The 21,559-nt window shown below is 70.6% G+C and carries 19 protein-coding genes and 2 tRNA genes; 12 read left to right on the top strand and 9 right to left on the bottom strand.

The features are described from left to right. Positions 1 to 19: 19 nt before the first annotated feature. A tRNA-Pro gene (locus G3I60_RS29215) sits at positions 20 to 96 on the bottom strand. Positions 97 to 255: 159 nt separating this feature from the next. Here G3I60_RS29215 and G3I60_RS29210 point away from each other — a divergent pair. Continuing rightward, positions 256 to 326, top strand: a tRNA-Gly gene (locus G3I60_RS29210). Positions 327 to 574: 248 nt separating this feature from the next. Next, entirely contained in the window at positions 575 to 946 is a 372-nt protein-coding gene (locus tag G3I60_RS29205; RefSeq protein ID WP_138357639.1) for an arsenate reductase family protein, read from the top strand. A gap of 22 nt (positions 947 to 968) precedes the next feature. On the opposite strand, the gene G3I60_RS29200 is transcribed toward G3I60_RS29205, so the two are convergent. Beyond that, complete coding sequence (locus G3I60_RS29200) at positions 969 to 1,421, bottom strand: Lrp/AsnC family transcriptional regulator (RefSeq protein ID WP_138357640.1); 453 nt, start codon at positions 1,419 to 1,421, stop codon at positions 969 to 971. Positions 1,422 to 1,538: 117 nt separating this feature from the next. On the opposite strand from G3I60_RS29200, the gene G3I60_RS29195 reads away from it, so the two are divergent. Then, entirely contained in the window at positions 1,539 to 2,552 is a 1,014-nt protein-coding gene (locus G3I60_RS29195) for an asparaginase (protein WP_164295742.1), read from the top strand. On the opposite strand, the gene G3I60_RS29190 is transcribed toward G3I60_RS29195, so the two are convergent. Then, positions 2,517 to 2,711, bottom strand: coding sequence for a hypothetical protein (locus G3I60_RS29190; protein ID WP_138357641.1), 195 nt, complete (start codon positions 2,709 to 2,711; stop codon positions 2,517 to 2,519). The two genes, G3I60_RS29195 and G3I60_RS29190, sit on opposite strands and share 36 nt — an antisense overlap. 229 nt (positions 2,712 to 2,940) lie before the next feature. Beyond that, positions 2,941 to 4,083, bottom strand: coding sequence for a PP2C family protein-serine/threonine phosphatase (locus tag G3I60_RS29185; RefSeq protein ID WP_164295726.1), 1,143 nt, complete (start codon positions 4,081 to 4,083; stop codon positions 2,941 to 2,943). Positions 4,084 to 4,195: 112 nt separating this feature from the next. Here G3I60_RS29185 and G3I60_RS29180 point away from each other — a divergent pair, with 112 nt between their 5' ends. The 3 genes from G3I60_RS29180 (at position 4,196) to tgmB (ending at position 6,775) form a co-directional block, all read left to right on the top strand. Next, on the top strand, positions 4,196 to 5,428 hold the full coding sequence (locus tag G3I60_RS29180) for a GNAT family N-acetyltransferase (RefSeq protein ID WP_138357643.1): 1,233 nt from the start codon (positions 4,196 to 4,198) through the stop codon (positions 5,426 to 5,428). 200 nt (positions 5,429 to 5,628) lie between these two features. Beyond that, a complete protein-coding gene (gene tgmA / locus G3I60_RS29175) occupies positions 5,629 to 5,820 on the top strand; it encodes a putative ATP-grasp-modified RiPP (protein WP_138357644.1) in 192 nt (63 codons plus the stop codon). Between the two features lie 13 nt (positions 5,821 to 5,833). Next, positions 5,834 to 6,775, top strand: coding sequence for an ATP-grasp ribosomal peptide maturase (gene tgmB, locus G3I60_RS29170; RefSeq protein WP_164295725.1), 942 nt, complete (start codon positions 5,834 to 5,836; stop codon positions 6,773 to 6,775). Between the two features lie 125 nt (positions 6,776 to 6,900). Here tgmB and G3I60_RS29165 read toward each other — a convergent pair whose 3' ends face one another. Together G3I60_RS29165 and G3I60_RS29160 are read right to left on the bottom strand one after the other, a co-directional pair. Beyond that, positions 6,901 to 7,722, bottom strand: a complete 822-nt coding sequence (locus G3I60_RS29165; RefSeq protein ID WP_138357646.1) for an Fpg/Nei family DNA glycosylase — start codon at positions 7,720 to 7,722, stop codon at positions 6,901 to 6,903. A 7-nt stretch (positions 7,723 to 7,729) separates the two neighbouring features. Continuing rightward, the gene (locus tag G3I60_RS29160; protein ID WP_138357647.1) at positions 7,730 to 8,215 is read right to left on the bottom strand and encodes a ribose-5-phosphate isomerase; all 486 of its coding nucleotides are present in this window, start codon (positions 8,213 to 8,215) and stop codon (positions 7,730 to 7,732) included. Between the two features lie 148 nt (positions 8,216 to 8,363). Here G3I60_RS29160 and G3I60_RS29155 point away from each other — a divergent pair, with 148 nt between their 5' ends. Further along, positions 8,364 to 9,809, top strand: a complete 1,446-nt coding sequence (locus G3I60_RS29155; RefSeq protein WP_138357648.1) for an amino acid permease — start codon at positions 8,364 to 8,366, stop codon at positions 9,807 to 9,809. A 56-nt stretch (positions 9,810 to 9,865) separates the two neighbouring features. On the opposite strand, the gene G3I60_RS29150 is transcribed toward G3I60_RS29155, so the two are convergent. Then, on the bottom strand, positions 9,866 to 10,468 hold the full coding sequence (locus G3I60_RS29150; RefSeq protein WP_138357649.1) for a biotin transporter BioY: 603 nt from the start codon (positions 10,466 to 10,468) through the stop codon (positions 9,866 to 9,868). 337 nt (positions 10,469 to 10,805) lie between these two features. On the opposite strand from G3I60_RS29150, the gene G3I60_RS29145 reads away from it, so the two are divergent. Together G3I60_RS29145 and G3I60_RS29140 are read left to right on the top strand one after the other, a co-directional pair. Continuing rightward, a complete protein-coding gene (locus G3I60_RS29145) occupies positions 10,806 to 12,206 on the top strand; it encodes an amino acid permease (protein WP_343241975.1) in 1,401 nt (466 codons plus the stop codon). An 84-nt stretch (positions 12,207 to 12,290) separates the two neighbouring features. Next, positions 12,291 to 12,932: a superoxide dismutase gene (locus G3I60_RS29140; protein ID WP_164295723.1), complete on the top strand. Its 642-nt coding sequence runs from the start codon at positions 12,291 to 12,293 to the stop codon at positions 12,930 to 12,932. Positions 12,933 to 13,020: 88 nt separating this feature from the next. On the opposite strand, the gene G3I60_RS29135 is transcribed toward G3I60_RS29140, so the two are convergent. Both G3I60_RS29135 and G3I60_RS29130 read right to left on the bottom strand, forming a co-directional pair. Then, a complete protein-coding gene (locus G3I60_RS29135) occupies positions 13,021 to 13,413 on the bottom strand; it encodes a VOC family protein (protein WP_138357652.1) in 393 nt (130 codons plus the stop codon). Then, positions 13,413 to 14,051 (bottom strand): DsbA family protein, encoded by a 639-nt coding sequence (locus tag G3I60_RS29130; RefSeq protein ID WP_164295722.1) that lies wholly within the window; start codon positions 14,049 to 14,051, stop codon positions 13,413 to 13,415. The genes G3I60_RS29135 and G3I60_RS29130 overlap by 1 nt, the downstream gene beginning before the upstream one ends. A 151-nt stretch (positions 14,052 to 14,202) precedes the next feature. On the opposite strand from G3I60_RS29130, the gene pepN reads away from it, so the two are divergent. The 3 genes from pepN (at position 14,203) to G3I60_RS29115 (ending at position 21,509) form a co-directional block, all read left to right on the top strand. Continuing rightward, entirely contained in the window at positions 14,203 to 16,779 is a 2,577-nt protein-coding gene (gene pepN, locus G3I60_RS29125) for an aminopeptidase N (protein WP_164295721.1), read from the top strand. A 249-nt stretch (positions 16,780 to 17,028) separates the two neighbouring features. Continuing rightward, on the top strand, positions 17,029 to 18,036 hold the full coding sequence (locus G3I60_RS29120) for a hypothetical protein (protein WP_138357655.1): 1,008 nt from the start codon (positions 17,029 to 17,031) through the stop codon (positions 18,034 to 18,036). A gap of 155 nt (positions 18,037 to 18,191) precedes the next feature. Continuing rightward, complete coding sequence (locus G3I60_RS29115) at positions 18,192 to 21,509, top strand: S8 family serine peptidase (protein ID WP_239070370.1); 3,318 nt, start codon at positions 18,192 to 18,194, stop codon at positions 21,507 to 21,509. Positions 21,510 to 21,559 lie beyond the last annotated feature (50 nt).

Genomic DNA, 21,559 nt, shown 5'->3' with positions numbered 1-21,559 from the left:
CCCGCTCGGCAAAGTCATCTGGTCGGGGTGGCCGGATTCGAACCGACGGCCTTCCGCTCCCAAAGCGGACGCGCTACCAAGCTGCGCCACACCCCGCTGGTGCGAGACGTAGAGTACATGCCCTGGTACACGCGGGCGGCCAATATTCCGTCGCGACTTCAACTGAATCCCGGCCGGGTCGCACACCCGGATTTACCGGTGTGCGGCGGGGGTGTGCGAGCCGCTACGATGCGGTGTGCCAGAATCTGTGGCGCTGCGGGCGTAGCTCAATGGTAGAGCCCTAGTCTTCCAAACTAGCTACGCGGGTTCGATTCCCGTCGCCCGCTCTGTACGGCTCCGGCCCGTGCCCGAGGACTTCCGTCCCGGTCACGGGCCGGACGCGTTCCTGCCAGTGCGTTCTAGGGCGTGTTGCGAAAGTCCCGCCTGGCCCACGACGCCTGGCACGCGCCCTCGCCGCGTTGTCGGGCTCGTCCAAGTACTCCCCTCCGCCTTGCGAGCGCACGCACCGGACGCCGTGGACCACGCCCTCCGGGCGAACGGCGCTCCTTTCGAAACACGCCCTAGGCTGCCGGGCATGGAGATCTGGATCAATCCCGCCTGTTCGAAATGCCGCTCCGCGCTGAGCACCCTGGACGCCGAGGGCGCGGAGTACACCGTCCGCCGTTATCTGGAGGACCCGCCGGACGCGGACGAGCTGCGGGCGGTGCTGGGGCGGCTGGGGCTGGAGCCGTGGGACATCGCGCGGACCCAGGAGCCGGCCGCCGCCGGGCTGGGCCTGAAGGAGTGGGGCCGCGGGCCCGGGGACCGCGACCGCTGGATCGACGCCCTCGCCGCCCACCCCTCCCTCATCCAGCGCCCGATCATCACCTCGGACGACGGCACGGCCCAGGTCGCCCGTACCGAGGACGCGGTACGCGACGCGCTGTCGCGCGGCGGGGCGGGCTGAGGCCCGCGGCGATCAGTGGCGGTCAGTCGACCGGGACGCCCTGGGGGGCCTTGATGCGTTTCATGATCATCTGGGAGTTGACGTCGCTGACGCCCGGGAGGGAGATCAGCTTCTCGGTCCAGAAGCGCTCGTAGGCCTCGCTGTCGGCGACGGCGATGCGGAGCAGGCAGCCGGGGGCGCCGTAGAGGCGGTAGGCCTCGACCACGTCCGGGGTGGACTGGAGCTGGGCCTCGAAGGCGGCGACGGAGTCGCGGTCGCGGCGGACCTCCACCGAGGCGAAGACCTCGAAGCCGCGTCCGACGGCGGCCGGCTCGACGACGGCGCGGTAGCTCCGGATCACCCCGTCGTCCTCCAGCTGGCGCACCCGGCGCAGGCAGGGAGAAGGGGTGAGGCCGACCCGCTGGGCCAGCTCCTGGTTGGTCAGCCGGCCGTCGGCCTGCAGCTCGCGCAAGATTCGTCTGTCGATGGCGTCCATGGTGACATTTTCTAGCACTGTCGTGCGCATTTCGCGCCGTAATCAGCAATCAAATGTTGTCAATATCCGCATATCCTTGCTGTGGACTTATCAGACAACACGCGGAAGCGGGTCACAGTGCCGCACATCGTCGTCATCAGCACCGGGGGCACGATAGCCAGCAGGTGGCAGGGAGCCGGTTACGCGGCGGAGGCCGCCGGCCTGGAAGTGCTGGCCGCGGGGGCGATCCCCGAGGGCGTCGACGTACGGGTCGTGGACCTGTTCACCGTCAACAGCTCCCGGCTGACCACCGCCCACCAGCTGGAACTGCTGCGTACGGTGCACGAGGTGCTGGCCGACCCGGCCGTCGACGGCGTGGTCGTCACGCACGGCACGGACACCCTGGAGGAGTCCGCCTTCCTGCTGGACCTGCACCACGCGGACCGCAGGCCGGTCGTGCTCACCGGGGCGCAGAAGCCGCTGGACGCGGCCGACGGCGACGCGGCGGGCAACCTCTACGACGCGCTGCTGACCGCCTCCACCGGCCGGGACATCGGCGCGGTCATCGCCTTCGGCGGGCTGGTGCACGCGGCCCGCGGCACGGTGAAGAAGCACACCGTCGACGTCCAGGCGTTCGCCGACCCGACGGGGCTGCCGCTGGGCCGGGTGCAGTTCGGCCGGGTCACCTGGGGGCGGCACCGCCCCCGGCCCGAGGCGCTGCCGGTGCCCGCCGCGGGCGTACGGCCGCCGCGGGTGGACATCGTGATGCACCACAGCGACGCCGATCCGGTGCTGTTCGACGCCGCGCTGGCCGCCGGCGCCGAGGGCATCGTGCTGGTCGGGACCGGAGCCGGCAACGCGACCCCGGACTTCGCGGCCGCGGTCGGCCGGGCGGTGGCGGCCGGCGTCCTCGTCGCGGTCAGCACCCGGGTGGCGGCCGGCGCGGTGGCGCCGATCTACACCGGCGGCGGAGCCGTGGACCTGGTCGAGGCGGGCGCCGTGCTGGCCGGCACGCTGCGCGCGGGACAGGCCCGCATCGCGGTGCTGTCCGCGCTGCTGTCCACACCCGACCGCGCGGACCGCCCCGCCGCGCTGCGCCGGATCGTGGACTCGACGTCAGAGCTTTATCTGGTTGATGGTGTCGGCAAGTGAGGTAAGGAAGCGGTTCACCGAGGGCGCCATATTGGTCGACGCGATGAAGAAGCCGAACAGGGCGGCCACTATCGCGGGGCCGACCTTGATCGACTTCCCCCTGATCATGACCACCAGAATGACGCCCAACAACAGGACTACGGACAGGGAGATGGCCACAGCGGATCACTTCCTCTTCGGTACGCCGCAACGGTCCGGGGAGTCGCCGCGCCCCCGCGCCACATCCATCGTGCCACCAAGCACCGACACTATGGACCCGGGAACCACATCGTTCCACGACAACACGGCCACAAACAGGCGGCCTCAAGAACAGGGGTGGCGAACTGGCGTGCGGACCACCGGTGTTGGGGGGCGTGGTGACGGTGGTGCCGGAGGGGGCGCCGCGCCGTCAGTCACGGCACACGACCAGCAGCGCACGGTCGTCGTTGACGTCCTTGGCGACCGCCTCGATCAACCGCCAGGCGGCGCCGCGGAATCCCGTGGCGACGAACCGGTCGGCCTCGCCGATCAGCCGGTCGATGCCCTCGGTGATGTCCCGGTCCGCGGCCTCGACCAGGCCGTCGGTGAACAGCAGCAGAACGTCGCCCGACCGCAACGTTCCCTTGACGCCGTGGAATTCGGCGCCGTCGTAGACCCCCAGCAGCGGGCCCTCCGCCGCCATCTCCTCCCAGCGGCCGGTTCCCGCGCTGAGCTGGACGCCGGGCAGATGGCCGGCCGACAGCAACTCGTAGTCGCCGCTCTCGAGGTCGAGCACCAGATGGATGGAGGTCGCGAAGCCCTCGTCCCAGTTCTGGCGCAGCAGATAGCCGTTGGCGGCGGTCAGGAAGGCGTGCGGCGGCAGCGAGCCGAGCAGACCGCCGAAGGCGCCGGACAGCAGCAGTGAACGGGACGCGGCGTCCATGCCCTTTCCCGACACGTCGGTCAGCACCGCTTCGAGCACCCGGCCGCCGAGCGTGCGGGTGGCGACCACGAAGTCGCCGGAGAAGGACTGGCCGCCGGCCGGGCGCAGCGCCATCTCGGCGTGCCACCCCGCCGGGAGCCTGGGCAGCCGGCTCTGCACCCGGATCCGTTCCCGCAGGTCGAACAGCATCGTGTGGCCGCCCCGCCAGGGCACGCCGACCCGGCTGCGGAACTGGGCGATGAGCAGTCCGGAGAGGGCGACGGCGGAGACCACCAGGACGATGCCCGGGGTCACCCGGGACGGGCCGTCCTGGTACGGGCCGAGGACCGCGGACTCGACGACCAGCGCGACCGCGGCGCTCGTGTAGAGCACCAGGAGACTCGCCGGGCGCAGCAGCAGGCCGCCGGTGAGGATCGGCAGGACGAGGGCGCTGGGCGGGCACCAGACGGGGATGCAGACGGTGGTGTAGGCGAGGGCCGGGACCGTGAGCATCAGCACGGTCAGCGCCAGCCAGTCCGAGGCGTCCCCGCGGAAGTAGTCGACGGCGGACTTGCGCAGGCCGAGGCGGACCCTGTGCAGCGACCGGCGCCACCGGGTGCCAAGACTGTCTCTTGCCGCGTCCTTACCCATGTTCCGGCGACCCTACCCACCCTTTCGGCGGCACGTCGATTCCCTGGACGGTGGGTCGCTGTCTGCGGTAAATGGGCTCGCATCACGGCAAGAGGGCTGGTAGGCAGGGTCCATGACGACCGAATTGCGGGTGCTTGACGCCGAGCAGTGGGACGACTGGTACGGGATGTTGGAGCGCGCCTTCGGAGGCCCTGCCGAGTCCCGGGACGAACGGGCGCTGTGGCGGGAGCTGACCGATTGCGAACGGTCGCTCGCGGCATGGGACGGGGACGAGATCGCCGGCACCGCGGGGGCGTTCTCGTTCCGGCTGTCGGTGCCGGGCGGCGCGCTCGTGCCGGCGGCGGGCGTGACGATGGTGAGCGTGCAGCCGACGCACCGCCGGCGCGGGGTGCTGACGTCGATGATGCGCAGACAGCTGGACGATGTGCGCGCGGCGGGCGAGCCGTTGGCGGTGCTCACCGCCTCGGAGCCGGCGATCTACGGCCGCTTCGGCTACGGGCAGGCCACGGACCAGATGCGGCTGGAGATCGACACCAACCGCGTCCGGCTGAACCTGCCCGCCGGGACCGACCGGGTCCGGCTGCGGATCGTGGCCCCCGCCGCGGCACGCGAGGTGTGCGAGACGGTCTACGCGCAGCGGGTCGCCGCCCGGCCGGGGATGCTCGCCCGGCAACCGGGCTGGGACCGGCTGCCGTTGCTCGACCCGAAGTCGAACCGGGACGGCGCCGGCGAGCTGCTGTGTGTGCTCGCCGAGGTGGACGGCGAGGTGCGCGGCTACGCGCGGTACGCGGTGCGGCCCATCTGGAGCCCGGCGACCGGGCCCGACGGCGCGGTGCTGCTGCGCGACGTCGAGGCGCTCGACCCGGTGGCCTACGCGGCGCTGTGGAACTTCCTGTTCGGGCTCGACCTGACGTCCTCGGTACGGATCCGCAACCGGCCGGCCGACGACCCGGTGCTCCACCTGGTCTCCGACGTCCGCCGGTGCGGCATCGGGCTCCGCGACGGGCTGTTCGTCCGGACGGTGGACGTCGGGGCGGCCCTGGAGGCACGGACGTACGCGGCTCCGGTCGACGTGGTGCTCGATGTCGAGGACGCGTTCTGTCCGTGGAACGCCGGGCGCTGGCGGCTGGCGGGCGACGCGAAGGGGGCGACGTGCGCGCGGACCGGCGACGCGGCGGATCTGGCGCTCTCGGCGCGGGAGTTGGGGGCGGCGTATCTGGGCGGCTTCTCGCTCGGCGCCCTGGCGGCGGCGGGGCGGGTGACGGAGTTGCGGCCCGGCGCACTGGCCGAGGCGTCGGCGGCGTTCGGTTCCGACGTCAAGCCGTGGTTGCCGCACGGGTTCTGAGCGTGCGTGGCGGCACCGGACACTCACCAGAGGCAAAAAGTGACGGAGAGTGTCGAACTCACTGCACTCGGACACGCATAGTTACCTTTGTCACACCGGCGCCGGGAACGCATGGGACGGCTGAGCAAGTCTCATACGTAGAGCCGTAGTTGGGCACGTGTGCCGGACACCGCCCGGCCCGGAGTGACAGAGGAGAAGCCATGAGAGCATTCGCGCTGTTTCATGCCCGGCCGACCACCCCGGACACCTTCACCACCCTGTACACCTACGACTGCGCGCAGCAGCTCAACGTCCTGCCCGACGGACGACCCGTCATCAGTGACCCCGTGATGCTGCTCGCCACCGGCTCCACCACGTCCACCGCCGGCTCCAAGACCCACTTCGACGACTGAGCCCCAGACGCCCATGACCGTCCTGATCCTGACCGTCCCGGAGGACGTGACAGCGGACCTGGTGGTGGCAGCCCTGCACGAGCGCGCGGTGCCGGTGGTGCGACTGGACCCGGCCGGACTGCCCGGCGAGGTCTCCATGTCCGCCGAGTACATAAGCGGCGACGTGCACGGCTTCCTGTCCGTACAGGGGCGCCTGGTGAGCATGAACAGCCTGCGCTCGGTGTGGATCCGGCGCCCCGGCACCCCGGGCGCGGATGCCACCCGGCGCTCCGAGCAGCCGGAGTGGCTGACCACCGAGGCGGAGCGGGCCCTGTACGGGGCACTGCGCTGTGTGCCCGCACCGTGGATGAACCATCCGGGCGCCGCCGAGCAGGCCCGCTACAAGCCCTGGCAGCTCTTCGCCGCGCACCGCGCGGGCTTCGCCGTGCCCGCCACCCTGATCACGACATTTCCGCAGGCCGCCCGGAAGTTCGCCGAGCAGCACCCGGAGCTGGTGGTCAAGTCCGTCTCCGGCACCCATCCGGGGAACCCGCCCATGGTGCTGCCGACCACGGTGGTCCCGCCGGACCCCGACTTCTCATCGGTCTCGGCGGGCCCCACCCTGCTCCAGGAGTACGTGCGCAAGACCGCCGACATCAGGCTGACCTGCGTGGGGGTCCGGCAGTTCGCCGCCGCCAAGAAGGCGGGCCCGGACCAGGTGGACGGCCGCTTCGGCAGCCCCGAGGACGCGCAGTGGTACCCGGTCGAACCGCCCGCGCGGATCGCGCGGGCGGTCCGGGACTACATGGACGAGGCCGGACTTGCCTACGGTGCCTTCGACTTCGCGGAGGACGGCGACGGCACCTGGTGGTTCCTGGAGTGCAACCAGTCGGGCCAGTTCGGCTTCGTCGAGCTGGCGACCGGTCAGCCCATCACCGCGGCGATCGCCGACTGGCTCGCCCGTGACGGGACCTGAGCCCCTTCCGCGCCGGCTCAGGACTCCCCGTTCGCCCACCGTGAGCCGTAGGAGCAGTGCCGGAGGCGGGCGGTTCCAGGGCGTGTTGCGAAGTCCCGCCTGGCCCACGACGCCTGGCACGCGCCCTAGCCTGCCGCCGAAGGCCCCTGGCAGTGCGGGCACCAGAACAGGTTTCTCGCTGCCAGGCCCGCCGTGCGGATCTCTCCGCCGCAGATCAGACAGGGCTGCCCGGTGCGGCGGTAGACGTAGACCTCGCCGCCGTGGTCGTCCTGGCGGGGCGGGCGGCCCATCGCCTCGGGCTCGTGCTCCGGGCGGACGGTGTCGATGCGGTTGTTCCGGACGCCCTCGCGCATGAGAGCGGCCAGATCGGTCCACATCGCGTCCCATTGGGCGCGGGTGATGTCGCGGCCGGGGCGGTAGGGGTCGATGCCGTGGCGGAAGAGGACTTCGGCCCGGTAGACGTTTCCCACTCCGGCGATGATCTTCTGGTCCATCAGGAGTGCCGCGATGGTGGTGCGGCTGCGCGTGATGCGGTGCCATGCCTTGGCCGGGTCGTCCGCCGGGCGCAGCGGGTCCGGGCCGAGGCGGGCGTGTATCGCGTGCTTCTCGCCGTCGGTGATCAGCGCGCAGGTGGTGGGGCCGCGCAGGTCGGCGTACGAGTCCGGGTTGGCGAGCCGCAGCCGGACGGTGTCGGTGGGCGGTGGGGCCTTGCCGTCGCCGAAGCCGAGCTTGCCGAACAGGCCCAGGTGGATGTGGACCCAGCCCGTCCCGTCGAAGCCGAGGAACAGGTGCTTGCCGTGCGCGTCGACGCGGTCGAGGACCGCGCCGTCCAGCAGCGCGGCGCTGTCGGAGAACTTGCCCTGGGGGCTGCTCGCCCGCACAGGACGGCCGCCGAACCTCTCGAAGTGGTCGGCGGCCAGCCGGTGGATCGTGTGCCCTTCGGGCATGGTTCGGTCAGCCCTGCGGGTGGTGGGCCGGGATCGGGGGGAGCTCACCGGTGTTCTCGTACGCGGTGAGCATGTCGATACGGCGGGTGTGCCGCTCCTCGCCGGAGTACGGGGTGGCGAGGAAGATCTCGACGAACTTGGTCGCCTCGTCCTCGGTGTGCATCCGGCCGCCGATGCTGATCACGTTGGCGTCGTTGTGCTCACGGCCGAGGGCGGCGGTCTGCTCGCTCCAGGCGAGTGCGGCGCGGACGCCCTTGACCTTGTTCGCGGCGATCTGCTCGCCGTTGCCGGAGCCACCGATGACGATGCCGAGGCTGCCGGGGTCGGCGGCGGTGCTCGCCGCGGCCCGCAGGCAGAACGGCGGGTAGTCGTCCTGGGCGTCATAGATGTGCGGACCGCAGTCCGTCACCTCGTGGTTGTTGGCCTTGAGCCACTCGACGAGGTGGTTCTTGAGTTCGAAGCCGGCATGGTCGGAGCCGAGATACACGCGCATACGGACGAGTGTGGCATGTCCGGAGGCGGGCAGAGGTCAGGGGGGCGTCGGGCGCGCTTGAGGGTTATTTGAGGTTAAAACAACGAATTGGCCTCAGCTGTCCTCCGCTGTTCCGTAAGTGGTCGTTCCGGGTATTGGATGCGACCCCATGAGCTCACTTCCCCCCTCAGTCGTGACCGACGCCCCCCAACAGGAAGACAGGACTCCACAGCAGTCGTCCGGCCTCCAGGCCGGACTCAAGAACCGTCATCTGTCGATGATCGCGATCGGCGGTGTCATCGGCGCCGGCCTGTTCGTCGGCTCCGGTTCCGGTATCGCGGCGGCAGGCCCGGGCATCCTGCTCTCGTACGCCCTTGTCGGCACGATGGTCGTGTTCGTCATGCGGATGCTGGGCGAGATGGCGGTGGCCAACCCCACGTCCGGCTCGTTCTCCGCCTACGCGGACCGGGCACTCGGCCGCTGGGCCGGGTTCTCCATCGGCTGGCTCTACTGGTTCTTCTGGGTCGTGGTGCTGGCGGTCGAGGCGACGGCCGGCGCGACGATCCTGCACGGCTGGGTGTCCTCGGTCCCGCAGTGGGCCTGGGCGCTGATCGTGATGGCGGTGCTGACCGCGACCAACCTGGTCTCCGTCGGCTCGTACGGCGAGTTCGAGTTCTGGTTCGCCGGGATCAAGGTCGTCGCCATCGCCGCGTTCATCGTCCTCGGCGGGCTCGCCGCCTTCGGCATCCTGCCGGGCTCCGACCACGAAGCGGTCGGTATGGCGAACCTCACCGGGCACGGCGGCTTCCTGCCGAACGGGCCCGGCGCGATCCTCACCGGTGTGCTGATGGTGGTGTTCTCGTTCATGGGCAGCGAGATCGTCACCCTCGCGGCGGGCGAGTCCCAGAACCCGCGCAAGGCGATCACCAAGGCGACCAACAGCGTCATCTGGCGCGTCGGCGTCTTCTACCTGGGCTCGATCCTCATCGTGGTCTCCCTGCTGAAGTGGGACGACCCGGCGATCACCAAGAAGGGCTCGTACGTCGCGGCCCTGGACTCCATAGGTATCGCGCACGCCGGCGAGATCATGAACGTCATCGTGCTGACGGCCGTGCTGTCCTGCCTCAACTCCGGCCTGTACACCGCGTCCCGGATGGCCTTCTCGCTCGGGCAGCGTGGCGACGCGCCGGCGCAGTTCGCGCGCACCAGCAAGGGCGGGGTGCCGCGGAACGCGATCCTGGGGTCGGTGCTGTTCGGCTTCGTCGCGGTCTTCTTCAACTACGAGTGGCCGGACACCGTCTTCAAGTTCCTGCTCAACTCGTCCGGCGCGGTCGCGCTGTTCGTCTGGCTGGTCATCTGCTTCTCGCAGCTGAAGATGCGCCGCATCATCGAGCGGGAGGAACCGGAGAAGCTCATCGTGCGGATGTGGCTCTTCCCGTACCTGACGTGGGCGACGATCGGCATGATCTCGTTCGTGCTCGTCTACATGCTCACCGACAAGGACGGCCGCCCGCAGGTGCTGCTGTCGCTGCTGGTGGCGGCCGTGGTCATCGCGATCTCGCTGGTCCGTGAGCGGATGCAGCGCGACCGCAAGGACGCTGTCGTCGGCTCGTAGCCGTGGAACGACGGCGGCCCGGTCCCTGAGGGGCCGGGCCGCCGTGCTGTCCGCGGTCAGCCGCGGCGGCCCACCAGTTGCCAGGCGGCGGGCAGCACGCCCATCGCGAGCGCGGCCTTGAGGGCGTCACCGAGCAGGTACGGCGTCAGGCCGAGCGAAACGGCCTTGCCGAAGGAGAGATGGGCGGCCAGCGCCAGGTACGGCACGCCGACCGCGTAGATGATCACGCTGCCGAGCACCATGGCACCGGCCGTCCGCAGCACGGTGCGGTCCGCACCGCGGCGGGCGAGCGCGCCGACGGCGGCCGAGGCGAGCAGCATTCCGAGGATGTAGCCGAAGCTCGGCATGGCGGAGCCCGACGAACCCTCCGCGAACCACGGCATGCCGGCGACACCCGCGACGGCGTACAGCGCCAGGGCCGCGAATCCGCGGCGGGCGCCGAGCGCGGTGCCGACCAGCAGCGCGGCGAAGGTCTGGCCGGTGACCGGGACCGGGGAGCCGGGGACCGGCACCGAGAGCTGCGCGGCCAGACCGGTGAGCGCGGCGCCGCCGAGCACCAGCGCCACGTCGCGCACCCGGGCCCGGGCGGCGGAGGACGCGGGGAGCAGATCGGCGAGGACCGTGCCGGTCCGGGTGTCAGAGACAACAGCGGTGCTCATCGGGACTCCGTGGGTGAGAGGTCGGCCGGGCTGGGTTCGTACAGGTGACGCCGCGACGCTAGCGCAGCGGACAACCCAAGATCACCGTCGGCAGACGACAAAGGCACGCTCGGCGTCTTGGAGGTTCCCTGCACCGGCCAGCTTTCGCCGCCGCGCTTGCGTTTCGCTTGTTTCAGCAGGTCACGTGATGCTCGTCACGGTCGGCGCGGGAGACCCCGCCCGACGCCGACGGGTTTTGCGGAGCGTGCCCGGGCACGGGGACACTGTGGGGTCCCACCAAAGCCCACCGATTCTTCCACCGTCCCCCCTCCCCCGATCCTGTGAGAGTTCGAGCACCGTGCACGAGATACCGCCCCCCGCCGAGCCGTTGTCGGCCGGGCTGAAGCAGCGCCATCTGACCATGCTCGGCCTGGGCGGGGTGATCGGTGCGGGGCTGTTCGTCGGCTCGGGCGCCGGGATCGCGGTCGCCGGGCCGGGGATCGTCGTCTCGTATCTGATCGCGGGTCTGCTCGCGATGCTGGTGATGCGGATGCTCGGCGAGATGTCGGCCGCGATGCCCGCCTCCGGGTCCTTCTCGGTGCACGCGGAACGGGCCTTCGGCCGCTGGGCCGGTTTCACGGTGGGCTGGCTGTACTGGCTGCTGCTGGTCGTGGTGCTGGCGGTGGAGGCGACCGGCGCGGCGAAGATCGCGAACGGCTGGCTGCCGTCGGTGCCGACCTGGGCGTGGGTGCTGCTGTTCATGGTGGTGTTCACCGCCGCGAACCTCGCCGCCGTGGGCAACTTCGGCGAGTTCGAGTTCTGGTTCGCGGCCCTCAAGGTCGGCGCGATCGTGCTCTTCCTGGTGCTCGGCCTGCTGGCGGTCCTCGGGCTGCTGCCCGACACCGCCCCGGTGGGCATGGCCAACCTCAGCGGCCACGGCGGCTTCCTGCCGAACGGCTGGGACGGGGTGGTCTCCGGGGTGCTCGCGGTCGTCTTCGCGTTCGGCGGCCTCGAGGTCGTGACCATCGCGGCGGCCGAGTCGGACGATCCGGCGCGCGCGGTGGGGCGCGCGGTTCGCAGTGCGGTGTGGCGGATCCTGCTCTTCTACGTGGGCTCGATGCTCGTCATCGTGACCCTGCTGCCGTGGGAATCCGTCGTGCCCGGGCAGAGCCCGTACGTCGCGGTGCTGGACCGGATCGGCATTCCCGGGGCGGCGCAGATCATGAACATCGTGGTGTTCGTCGCGCTGCTGTCGGCGCTCAACGCCAATCTGTACGGCTCGTCACGGATGATCTTCTCGCTCGCCGAACGGGGCGAGGCGCCGGCCGCGCTGACGAAGGTCTCGCGCGGCGGGGTGCCGCGCCTGGCGGTGCTGGCGTCCGTCGCGTTCGGCTTCGCGTCGGTGCTGCTCAATCTGAAGTGGCCGGACTCGGTCTTCCAGTACCTGCTCAACGCGGTGGGCGCGGTGCTGCTCGTGGTGTGGAGCCTGATCGCCGCGTCGCAGCTGCGGTTGCGGCGGCGGCTGGAGCGCGCGGCGCCGGGGGCGCTCACCCTGCGGATGTGGTGCTTCCCCTGGCTGAGCTGGGCGGCACTGGCGGGGATGGCCGCGGTCCTGGTGCTGATGCTGACCGACGACGCGGCGCGCCCGCAGGTGCTGTGGTCGGCGGGGGCGACGGGCGTGGTGCTCGCGGTGGCGCTCGGACGGGAGTGGCGGGACCGCCGGGACCGCCTGCGGAACCCGGGCCGACAGGGCCGGTAGGGGCACCCGGGCCGGGCCCACTCCTGCTGCTAGCGTGCACTTGCATACGACTTGCAATAACCTAGCGGCCGGAGGAACTCGCGCATGCCCACGTACACGCTTCCTGAACTGCCCTACGACTACGCCTCGCTGGAGCCCGTGATCAGCGGCGAGATCATCGCGTTGCACCACGACAAGCACCACGCGGCGTACGTGAAGGGCGCGAACGACACCCTCGACCAGCTCGCCGAGGCCCGTGACAAGGAGCAGTGGGGCGGCATCAACGGGCTGGAGAAGAGCTTCGCCTTCCATCTCTCCGGCCACATCCTGCACAGCATCTACTGGTCGAACATGTCCGGTGACGGCGGCGGCGAGCCGCTGGACAAGGACGGCACGGGGCAGCTCGCGGACGCCCTCGCGGAGAACTTCGGCGGGTTCGACCGCTTCAAGGCCCAGCTCTCCAAGGCCGCGGCCACCACGCAGGGCTCCGGCTGGGGCGTGCTGGCGTACGAGCCGCTCAGCGAGCGGCTGATCGTCGAGCAGATCTACGACCACCAGGGGAACGTCGGCCAGGGCAGCGTTCCGCTGCTCGTCTTCGACGCCTGGGAGCACGCGTTCTATCTTCAGTACCGCAACCAGAAGGTCGACTTCGTCGAGGCGATGTGGCGCGTCGTGAACTGGCAGGACGTCCAGGCGCGGTTCGCCGCCGCCAAGGAGCGGACGAGCGGTCTGCTGCTGGCGCCGTAGGGCGCCCCGAAGGCCGAAGGCCCCCGCGCGGTGGTGTCGCGCGGGGGCCTTCACCCTGTGCTGCCGAACCCTCTCCCGCAGACCTGCGTCAGCGGGGTTCGATGAGGTCCCAGCGGTTGCCGTACAGGTCCTGGAAGACCACGACGGAACCGTAGGCCTCGTGCCGGGGCTCCTCCTCGAAGACGACGCCGGCCGCGACCATGTGCTTGTAGTCGCGGTCGAAGTCGTCGGTGTTCAGGAACAGCCCGACCCGGCCGCCGGTCTGGCCGCCGATCCGCGCCTCCTGCTCGGGTGTCGAGGCGCGTGCCAGGAGCAGTCCCGTCCCCTGCCCCCGCGACCCGCGAGGATCCACGATCACCCAGCGGCTGCCGTCGTCACGCGCGGTGTCCTCGCGCAGCTCGAAGCCGAGAGCGCCGGTGTAGAAGGCGATGGCCTCGTCGTAGTCGCGGACGACGAGGGTCACCAGTCCGAGGTGCGGCATCAGTCGAAGATCGGCCCGGCGGTCCGGGTGCGCTTGATCTCGTAGAAGCCGGGGGTGGAGGCCACCAGCAGCGTGCCGTCCCAGAGCCGGGCCGCGGCCTCGCCCTTGGGGGCGGGGGTGACGACCGGGCCGAAGAAGGCGACCTGCTCGCCGTCGGCGCCGGGAACGGCGATGACCGGGGTGCCGACGTCCTGGCCGACCTTGTCGATGCCTTCCTGGTGGGAGGCGCGCACCTCGGCGTCGTAGGTGTCCTTGTCGGCGTAGTCGATCAGGTCCGCCGGGAGGCCGGCGTCCTCCAGCGCCCCCACGATCGCCTCCAGGGTCGCGCCCTCGCCGCGGTTGTGGAAGCGGGTGCCGAGCGCGGTGTAGAGCTTTCCGACGACCTCGTCACCGAACTTCTGCTGGGCCGCGACGACCACGCGCACCGGCCGCCAGCCCTTCGGGCCGAGCAGCTCGCGGTACTGCTCGGGCAGCTCGTCGAGCTTGGGCTCGTTGAGGACGGCCAGGCTCATGACGTGCCAGCGGACCTCGACCGGCCGGACCTTCTCGACCTCCAGCATCCAGCGCGAGGTCATCCACGCCCAGGGGCACAGCGGGTCGAACCAGAAGTCGACGGGGGTCTTCTCGGCTGTGGTCACTTCTTCTTCTCCTCAGGAACAGGAACAACACGGCACGGGACTGCTCGTACCTCGGAAACCTCGGGATCGGGGGCGGCATTCCCGCCTGTCGCCCATTGGTGCGGCGTGGGAGTATGCGAATCGATCGACGATGCTGACAAAGGAGTCATCAGTGCCCGGTGAGAACCTGTCCCGCGACGAGGCCCGCGAACGCGCGCGGATCCTTTCGGTCGACGGATACAAGGTCGCGCTCGACCTGCGGTCGGCCACCCGGCCCGACGAGGACACGTTCCGCTCGGTGACCACGATCCGCTTCCGGTCCGCGCAGCCGGGCGCGGCCACCTTCGTGGATCTACTGGCACCGTCCGTCGAGTCCGTTGTGCTGAACGGACGGGAGCTGGACCCGGCGGCCGTGTTCGACGGGACGCGGGTCGCCCTGGACGGCCTCGAAGCCGAGAACGTCCTCACCATCGACGCGCGGTGCGCGTACAGCCGCACCGGCGAGGGGCTGCACCGGTTCGCCGACCCGGAGGACGGCGAGACGTATCTGTACACGCAGTACGAGCCGGCCGACGCCCGCCGGGTCTTCGCCAACTTCGAGCAGCCGGATCTCAAGGCGCCCTTCACCTTCTCGGTGACCGCGCCCGCGCACTGGACCGTACTGAGCAACGAGGCTCAGGCCGGCCCCGCACGGGACGCCGACCCCTCCTCGGCGACCTGGGACTTCGCGCCCACCAAGCCGATCTCGACGTACATCACGGCTGTCGTCGCCGGGCCGTACCACCTGGTGCGCGACCACTACTCGCGGACCTTCGACGACGGCACCGTGCTGGACATCCCGCTCGGCGCGCTGTGCCGGGCCTCGCTCGCGCCGCACTTCGACGCGGACGACATCTTCACCGTCACCAAGCAGGGCCTGGACTTCTTCCACGACACCTTCGACTACCCGTACCCCTTCGGGAAGTACGACCAGGCGTTCGTGCCCGAGTACAACATCGGCGCGATGGAGAACCCGGGCTGTGTCACGTTCCGCGAGGAGTTCGTGTTCCGCGGCAAGGTGACGCAGGCGGCGTACGAGGGCCGGGCCAACGTCATCCTGCACGAGATGGCGCACATGTGGTTCGGCGACCTGGTCACCATGCAGTGGTGGGACGACCTGTGGCTCAAGGAGTCGTTCGCCGACTTCATGGGCGCGTACTCGCAGGCCGAGGCGACCCGCTTCAAGGACAGCTGGATCACCTTCGCCAACCGCCGCAAGGCGTGGGCGTACCGGGCCGACCAGCTGCCCTCGACGCACCCCGTCACCGCGGACATCCACGACCTGCAGGACGCCAAGCTCAACTTCGACGGCATCACGTACGCCAAGGGCGCGTCCGTGCTGAAGCAGCTCGTCGCCTATGTCGGCTCGGACGCCTTCCTGGAGGCGGCCAGGCGCTACTTCAAGCGGCACGCGTACGGGAACACCACGCTGGCGGACCTGCTGGCGGTGCTGGAGGAGACCTCGGGCCGGGACATGGCGCAGTGGTCCCGCGCCTGGCTGCAGACCGCCGGGGTGAACTCGCTGACGCCGGAGGCCGTGTACGACGCCGAGGACCGGATCACCCGGCTGTCCGTGCTGCAGACCGCCGCCGCGTCGCACCCCGAGCTGCGGCCGCACCGCGTCGCCGTCGGCCTGTACCGGCGGGCCGCGGGCGGTGCGCTGGAGCGCTACGCCCGCGCCGAGACCGATGTCACGGGGTCCCGCACCATCGTGACGGAGCTGGCCGGCGCCGAGCGGCCCGATCTGATCCTGGTCAACGACGAGGACCTGACGTACTGCAAGATCCGCTTCGACCCGGACTCCCTCGACACCCTGCGCAAGCACCTGGGCGACCTGTCCGACCCCATGGCGCGGGCGCTGGCCTGGTCGGCGGTGTGGAACATGACCCGGGACGCGCTGATGCCGGCCCGTGACTACCTCGGGCTCGTGCTGCGGTTCGCCGGACAGGAGTCCGACATCGGGGTGCTGCAGTCGCTGCACCAGCAGGCGCAGACCGCGCTGCACCAGTACGCGTCGCCGAAGTGGCGCGCCGAGGGCGCCAAGGCGCTGGCCGACGGGGCGCTGACCGAGCTGCGGCAGGCCGAGCCGGGCAGCGGGCACCAGCTCGCCTGGGCACGCTTCTTCGCCTCGGTGGCGTCGTCGGCGGCCGATCTCCAGCTGCTGAGCGGGCTGCTCGAAGGCAGCGCCAAGATCGACGGTCTGGAGGTCGACCAGGAGCTGCGCTGGTCGTTCCTGGAGCCGCTGGCCGCCGCGGGCGAGGTCGACGAGGCCGTGATCGCGGCCGAACTGGCGCGCGACGACACCGCCTCCGGGCGACGGCACCAGGTGCGCTGCCTCGCCGCCCGGCCGTCGGCCGCGGTCAAGGCACAGGTGTGGGCGTCGGTCGTGGAATCCGACACCCTCTCTAACGCGCTGGTCGAGGCGAGCATCGCCGGGTTCGACCAGCCGGGCCAGGAGGAACTGCTCGCGCCCTACGCCGACCGGTACTTCGCCGTGATCGAGCGGATCTGGTCGCAGCGTTCGATCGAGATCGGCATGGCGATCGTGCGGGGCCTCTTCCCGAGGTACCGGATCGCCCAGGAGACCGTCGACGCGGCCGGCGCCTGGCTCGACGCGCACGCGGACGCGGCGCCCGCGCTGCGCCGGCTCGTCCTGGAGGCCAGCGACGACCTGTCCCGCGCGCTGCGCGCCCAGGCGACCGACGGCTGACCCCACGTCCCGGCGCACATCCTGGACCCCGTCTCGTCACCCCATCGAACGGTGACGCGGCGGGGTTCCGGCGTGTCGTGGGCCGACTTCGACCGCTCGCCCACCGCACGACTGCGGGATCGTCACCCGAATAGGTGAAAACCGCCCATCGGCATCCGAACGCCTGAACTTTAGTGCGGAGTTGTCCCGGTTTGTCGACGGCTGTGTAACAGCGGTTAGCGGGCGGTCCCGCGGCGGAACCAACCCGACATGAACCACAACGCACCGCACACCCCGCGCCCCCTGGACCACCTCTCCCGCACCCAGCAAAGGATCTTGACGACACGTCAGCTGCGCGAGCACGGCGTGACCGCAAGCACCCTGGCGGAACGCTGCCGGCCCGGCGGCCCGTGGCAGCAGCTGCTGCCGCAGGTGTTCCTGCTGCACGCCGGACCGCCCACCAGTGACGAACGGCTGCGGGCGGCACTGCTGTACGCGGGTTGCGAGCCGGGCGGCACCGGCGGTCCCGGCGACGGCGAGGCGATGGTCACCGGGCTGGCGGCGCTGGCGCTGCACCGGTTCTCCTCGGTGCCGCCGCTGCTGGGGATCGACCGGATCGACGTCCTGGTGCCGCGCCAGCGGCGGCTGCGGGACGCCGGGGACGTGGCGATCCACCGGGCGCACACGCTGCCCCGGCCGCAGCAGGTGACCGGGCTGCCGTGCGCCCCGGTGCCGCGTGCGCTCGCCGACGCGGTGGCCGACCTCGACGACGCCGAGACCGTACGGCGACTGCTGACCGAGGCGGTGCGCGGCGGCCACTGCGAAGCCGCCGCGGTGGTCCGGGAGCTGAGCCGGGCCCGGCTGCTGTCCCGGCCGCACGTGGTGGACGCGGTGGACGCGCTGCTGGCGGAGGGACGGGCGCTCGCCGAGGGCCGGCTGTACGAGATGGTGACCTGCTACGGCCTGCCGGACCCGGTGTGGCACGTCGATCTGCGGCTGCCCGGCGGGCCGTCGCTGGGCGGCGTGGACGCGTACTGGCCGGAGCACGCGGTGGCGCTGGAGATCGACGCGCGCGGACCCCGCCAGGACGACGACGCCCTGTGGTCGCAGTACGCGCAGAAGCGCGAGCACCTGGAGGGACTCGGCATCACCGTCGTCCACCTCACCCCGAAGAAACTGCGGGACGCTCTCGAGCAGCAGGCGACCGTCGTGCGCACCGCGCTGATGGCTTCGTCGGACCGGACGCCGGCCGCTTACGTGGTCGTGACCCCGAGTTGACCGGCGCTTTACTCCTTTACGCGTGCTTTGCCGGTCATGGCGTATGGCGGAAATACGTCATGTCCACATCCTGCCTCGGACAACTCTCCACAAACACCGGTCGCTTACGTGACTCTTAGCGGTCAACCGGCACCGTTTTCCGAACAAGGATGCCCATGCCTCTCGATCACATACGCGCCAAGAGACGCGTGGCCCGCGTCGCGCTCGCCGCGGGCCTGGTGGCCGCACTGGCCGCGACCGGGTCCGCCACCGCGTTCGCCGACAACGCCCCCAGCGGCACTCCGACCGGCGGCCCCGCTTCCGCCCCGGTCAAGGCTTCCACCGACAAGCTCGGTTCTGCCGACGCCACGCTCCTGGCCAAGGCCAAGTCCGACGGCGACAAGACCGTGACGATGATGATCGCCACCGCTCCCGGCACCACCAAGCAGGTCGTCGACCAGCTCGGTGCCTCCGGTGCCTCGGTGGGGAGCACCTACGACAAGCTCGGCTATGTGCGGGCGACCGTCCCGACCGCCAAGGCGGACGCGGCGATCGCCAAGGCGCAGAAGCTGACCTCGGTCCACGGCATCGACCTCAAGCAGGAGATCGCGCTCGACGACCCGACCCCCGTGGCGGACACCGCCAAGGGCGCGAAGGCCAAGGGCAAGGCCGCAGCGAAGACCTACCCCGGTCCCAGCGCGAGCACCCCGGTGAAGAACCCGTACCAGCCCGCTTTCGAGACCGGCGCGGTGGACTTCGTCAAGAACCAGCCCAAGGCCGACGGCCGCGGCGTGACCATCGGGATCCTGGACTCCGGCGTCGACCTCGGTCACCCGGCGCTCCAGAAGACCACCACCGGCGAGCGCAAGATCGTCGACTGGGTCACCGCGACCGACCCCATAACCGACGGCGACGCCACCTGGCGCCGGATGACGGCCGATGTGGCGGGCCCCAGCTTCACCATCGCCGGACGGACCTGGACCGCGCCGGCCGGCGCCTACAAGTTCAACCTGTTCTCCGAGGCCGCCACGACCGGCGGCGACATGGCGGGCGACCTCAACCGTGACGGCGACACCACCGATGTCTGGGGCGTGCTCTACGACGCCGCCGCCGGCACCGTGCGCGTCGACCTGAACAACAACGGCGACTTCAGCGACGACGAGGCGCTCAAGCCGTACAAGAACGGCTTCCAGATCGCGCACTTCGGGACGGACAACCCGGCGACCGCCATCTCCGAGTCGATCCCGTTCGTCGTCCAGATCCGCAAGGACGTCCCGACGGACCCGTACGGCGGCGACTGGGTCGGCAAGAAGGCCGACTTCGTCAACATCGGTGTCATCGAGTCCGAGCACGGCACCCACGTCGCGGGCATCACCGCCGCGAACGGCCTGTTCGGCGGCAAGATGAGCGGTGCGGCTCCCGGCGCGAAGATCGTCTCCTCGCGCGCCTGCACCTGGACCGGCGGCTGCACCAACGTCGCGCTCACCGAGGGCATGATCGACCTCGTCGTGAACCGTGGCGTGGACATCGTCAACATGTCCATCGGCGGCCTGCCCGCGCTGAACGACGCCAACAACGCGCGCGCCGAGCTGTACACGCGCCTCATCGACACCTACGGCGTCCAGCTGGTCATCTCGGCCGGCAACAGCGGCCCGGGTGCCAACACCATCGGCGACCCCGGCCTGGCCGACAAGGTCCTGAGCGTCGGTGCGTCGATCTCCAAGGACACCTGGGCGGCCAACTACGGCTCGCAGGTGGACAAGGCGTACGCGATGATGCCGTTCTCGTCGCGCGGCCCGCGTGAGGACGGCGGCTTCACGCCGACCATCACCGCGCCCGGCGCGTCGATCAACACCATCCCGACCTGGGAGCCCGGCAGCCCGGTCGCCGAGGCGGGCTACAGCCTGCCGCCCGGCTACGCGATGCTGCAGGGCACCTCGATGGCCTCCCCGCAGGCCGCGGGCGCCAGCGCGCTGCTGATCTCGGCCGCGAAGCAGAAGAACATCGCCCTGAACCCGGCCACCCTGCGGACCGCGCTGACCAGCTCCGCGAAGCACATCGCGGGCGCCCAGGCGTACGAAGAGGGCTCCGGTCTGATCGACATCAACGGTGCCTGGAACCTGATCAAGGCGGGTGTCTCGGCCAACGAGTACACCGTCAAGGCTCCGGTCAACACCCCGCTGTCGGCGTTCCTGAAGACCCCGGGCTTCGGCACCGGCATCTACGACCGGGAGGGTGGCCTCAAGACCGGCCAGGCCCGGACGTACGACGTCACCATCACCCGCACCACCGGTTCGGACCGCCCGGTCAAGCACTCGCTGGCGCTGGTGAACAACGACGGCACCTTCAAGCTCGCCGGCAGCAGCGAGGTCTCGCTGCCGCTGAACGTGCCGGTCACCGTCAAGGTCACCGCGAAGGCGAAGACCGCCGGTCTGCACAGCGTCATCCTGACCGTGGACGACAAGCGCACCAAGGGCACCGACCAGCAGATCCTGGCCACCGTCGTGGTCGCGAAGCCGCTGGCCCAGCCCGCCTTCTCCACCAAGGAGTCGGGCGTGGTGCAGCGCAACAGCACCACCTCGTACTTCCTGAACGTGCCGGCCGGCGCCAAGTCCCTGGAGATCGCCCTCGGCGGCATCCAGGCGACCAGCCAGACCCGGTTCATCGCGATCAACCCGTACGGCGTTCCGGTGGACAACACCAGCACGCCGTTCTGCTACCTGAACTACGTCAACCCGGCCAACACCTGCCGCCCCGACCTGCGGTCGTACACCGACCCGCTGCCGGGTGTCTGGGAGATCGAGGTCGAGGCGCGTCGTACCTCGCCGCTGCTGAACAACCCGTACGCCGTCACGGCGTCCGTGCTCGGTGTGACCTTCGACCCGGCCGTACAGACCCTCGACGAGGCCACGGTCGGTACCCCCGCCGCGGTCAACTGGAAGGTCACCAACGGCTTCGCCGCCCTTGACGGCAAGCTGAAGGCCGGCGCCCTCGGCTCCGCGCTGACCGCCCGCCCGACCATCGCGCAGGGCGAGACGAAGGAGACGACGCTGGTCGTCGGCCCCGGCGCCTCCCGGCTCGACGTGGCGATCGGTTCCACCTCGGACACCGGCGCCGACCTCGACCTCGAAGTCTACCTCGGTTCCACCAAGGTCGGTTCGTCCGCGGACGGCGACTCCGAGGAAGCGGTCAGCGTCGCCAACCCGGCGGCCGGTACGTACACCGTCGTCGTGACCGGCTACTCGGTCCCGGCGGGCACCACGGAGTACAACTACAAGGACGTGTACTTCGCCGCCTCGCTCGGCCAGGTCAAGGTCGACGAGACCAAGACCGTCTCGCTGGCGAACGGCGCCTCGGCGTCCTTTTCCGCGCAGGTCGTGGCCGCGTCCCCGGCCCCCGAAGGACGTCAGTTCTTCGGTGAGGTGCAGCTGCTGAACTCCCGCGGCACCATCGCCGGAACCGGCAGCGTCATCATCAAGAAGGTCACCGGCTGACCGCCGGCTGATCAACTGTAGAACCGCCTCGGGGCGGGTGCTCCCACGAG

It is taken from the genome of Streptomyces sp. SID13666, from assembly GCF_010548325.1.
Classification (GTDB): Bacteria; Actinomycetota; Actinomycetes; order Streptomycetales; family Streptomycetaceae; genus Actinacidiphila; species Actinacidiphila fildesensis.
Note: the sequence above shows the minus strand (reverse complement) of the source record. Positions and strands in the feature narration are given on the sequence as shown.

What these genes read in the sequence shown, in the direction of transcription:
- G3I60_RS29205 (WP_138357639.1), top strand. Translation starts at nt 575, where the DNA reads ATGGAGATCTGGATCAATCCCGCCTGTTCGAAATGCCGCTCCGCGCTG.
- G3I60_RS29200 (WP_138357640.1), bottom strand. Translation starts at nt 1,421, where the DNA reads ATGGACGCCATCGACAGACGAATCTTGCGCGAGCTGCAGGCCGACGGC.
- G3I60_RS29185 (WP_164295726.1), bottom strand. Translation starts at nt 4,083, where the DNA reads ATGGGTAAGGACGCGGCAAGAGACAGTCTTGGCACCCGGTGGCGCCGG.
- G3I60_RS29180 (WP_138357643.1), top strand. Translation starts at nt 4,196, where the DNA reads ATGACGACCGAATTGCGGGTGCTTGACGCCGAGCAGTGGGACGACTGG.
- tgmA (WP_138357644.1), top strand. Translation starts at nt 5,629, where the DNA reads ATGAGAGCATTCGCGCTGTTTCATGCCCGGCCGACCACCCCGGACACC.
- tgmB (WP_164295725.1), top strand. Translation starts at nt 5,834, where the DNA reads ATGACCGTCCTGATCCTGACCGTCCCGGAGGACGTGACAGCGGACCTG.
- G3I60_RS29165 (WP_138357646.1), bottom strand. Translation starts at nt 7,722, where the DNA reads ATGCCCGAAGGGCACACGATCCACCGGCTGGCCGCCGACCACTTCGAG.
- G3I60_RS29160 (WP_138357647.1), bottom strand. Translation starts at nt 8,215, where the DNA reads ATGCGCGTGTATCTCGGCTCCGACCATGCCGGCTTCGAACTCAAGAAC.
- G3I60_RS29155 (WP_138357648.1), top strand. Translation starts at nt 8,364, where the DNA reads ATGAGCTCACTTCCCCCCTCAGTCGTGACCGACGCCCCCCAACAGGAA.
- G3I60_RS29150 (WP_138357649.1), bottom strand. Translation starts at nt 10,468, where the DNA reads ATGAGCACCGCTGTTGTCTCTGACACCCGGACCGGCACGGTCCTCGCC.
- G3I60_RS29140 (WP_164295723.1), top strand. Translation starts at nt 12,291, where the DNA reads ATGCCCACGTACACGCTTCCTGAACTGCCCTACGACTACGCCTCGCTG.
- G3I60_RS29135 (WP_138357652.1), bottom strand. Translation starts at nt 13,413, where the DNA reads ATGCCGCACCTCGGACTGGTGACCCTCGTCGTCCGCGACTACGACGAG.
- G3I60_RS29120 (WP_138357655.1), top strand. Translation starts at nt 17,029, where the DNA reads ATGAACCACAACGCACCGCACACCCCGCGCCCCCTGGACCACCTCTCC.
- G3I60_RS29115 (WP_239070370.1), top strand. Translation starts at nt 18,192, where the DNA reads ATGCCTCTCGATCACATACGCGCCAAGAGACGCGTGGCCCGCGTCGCG.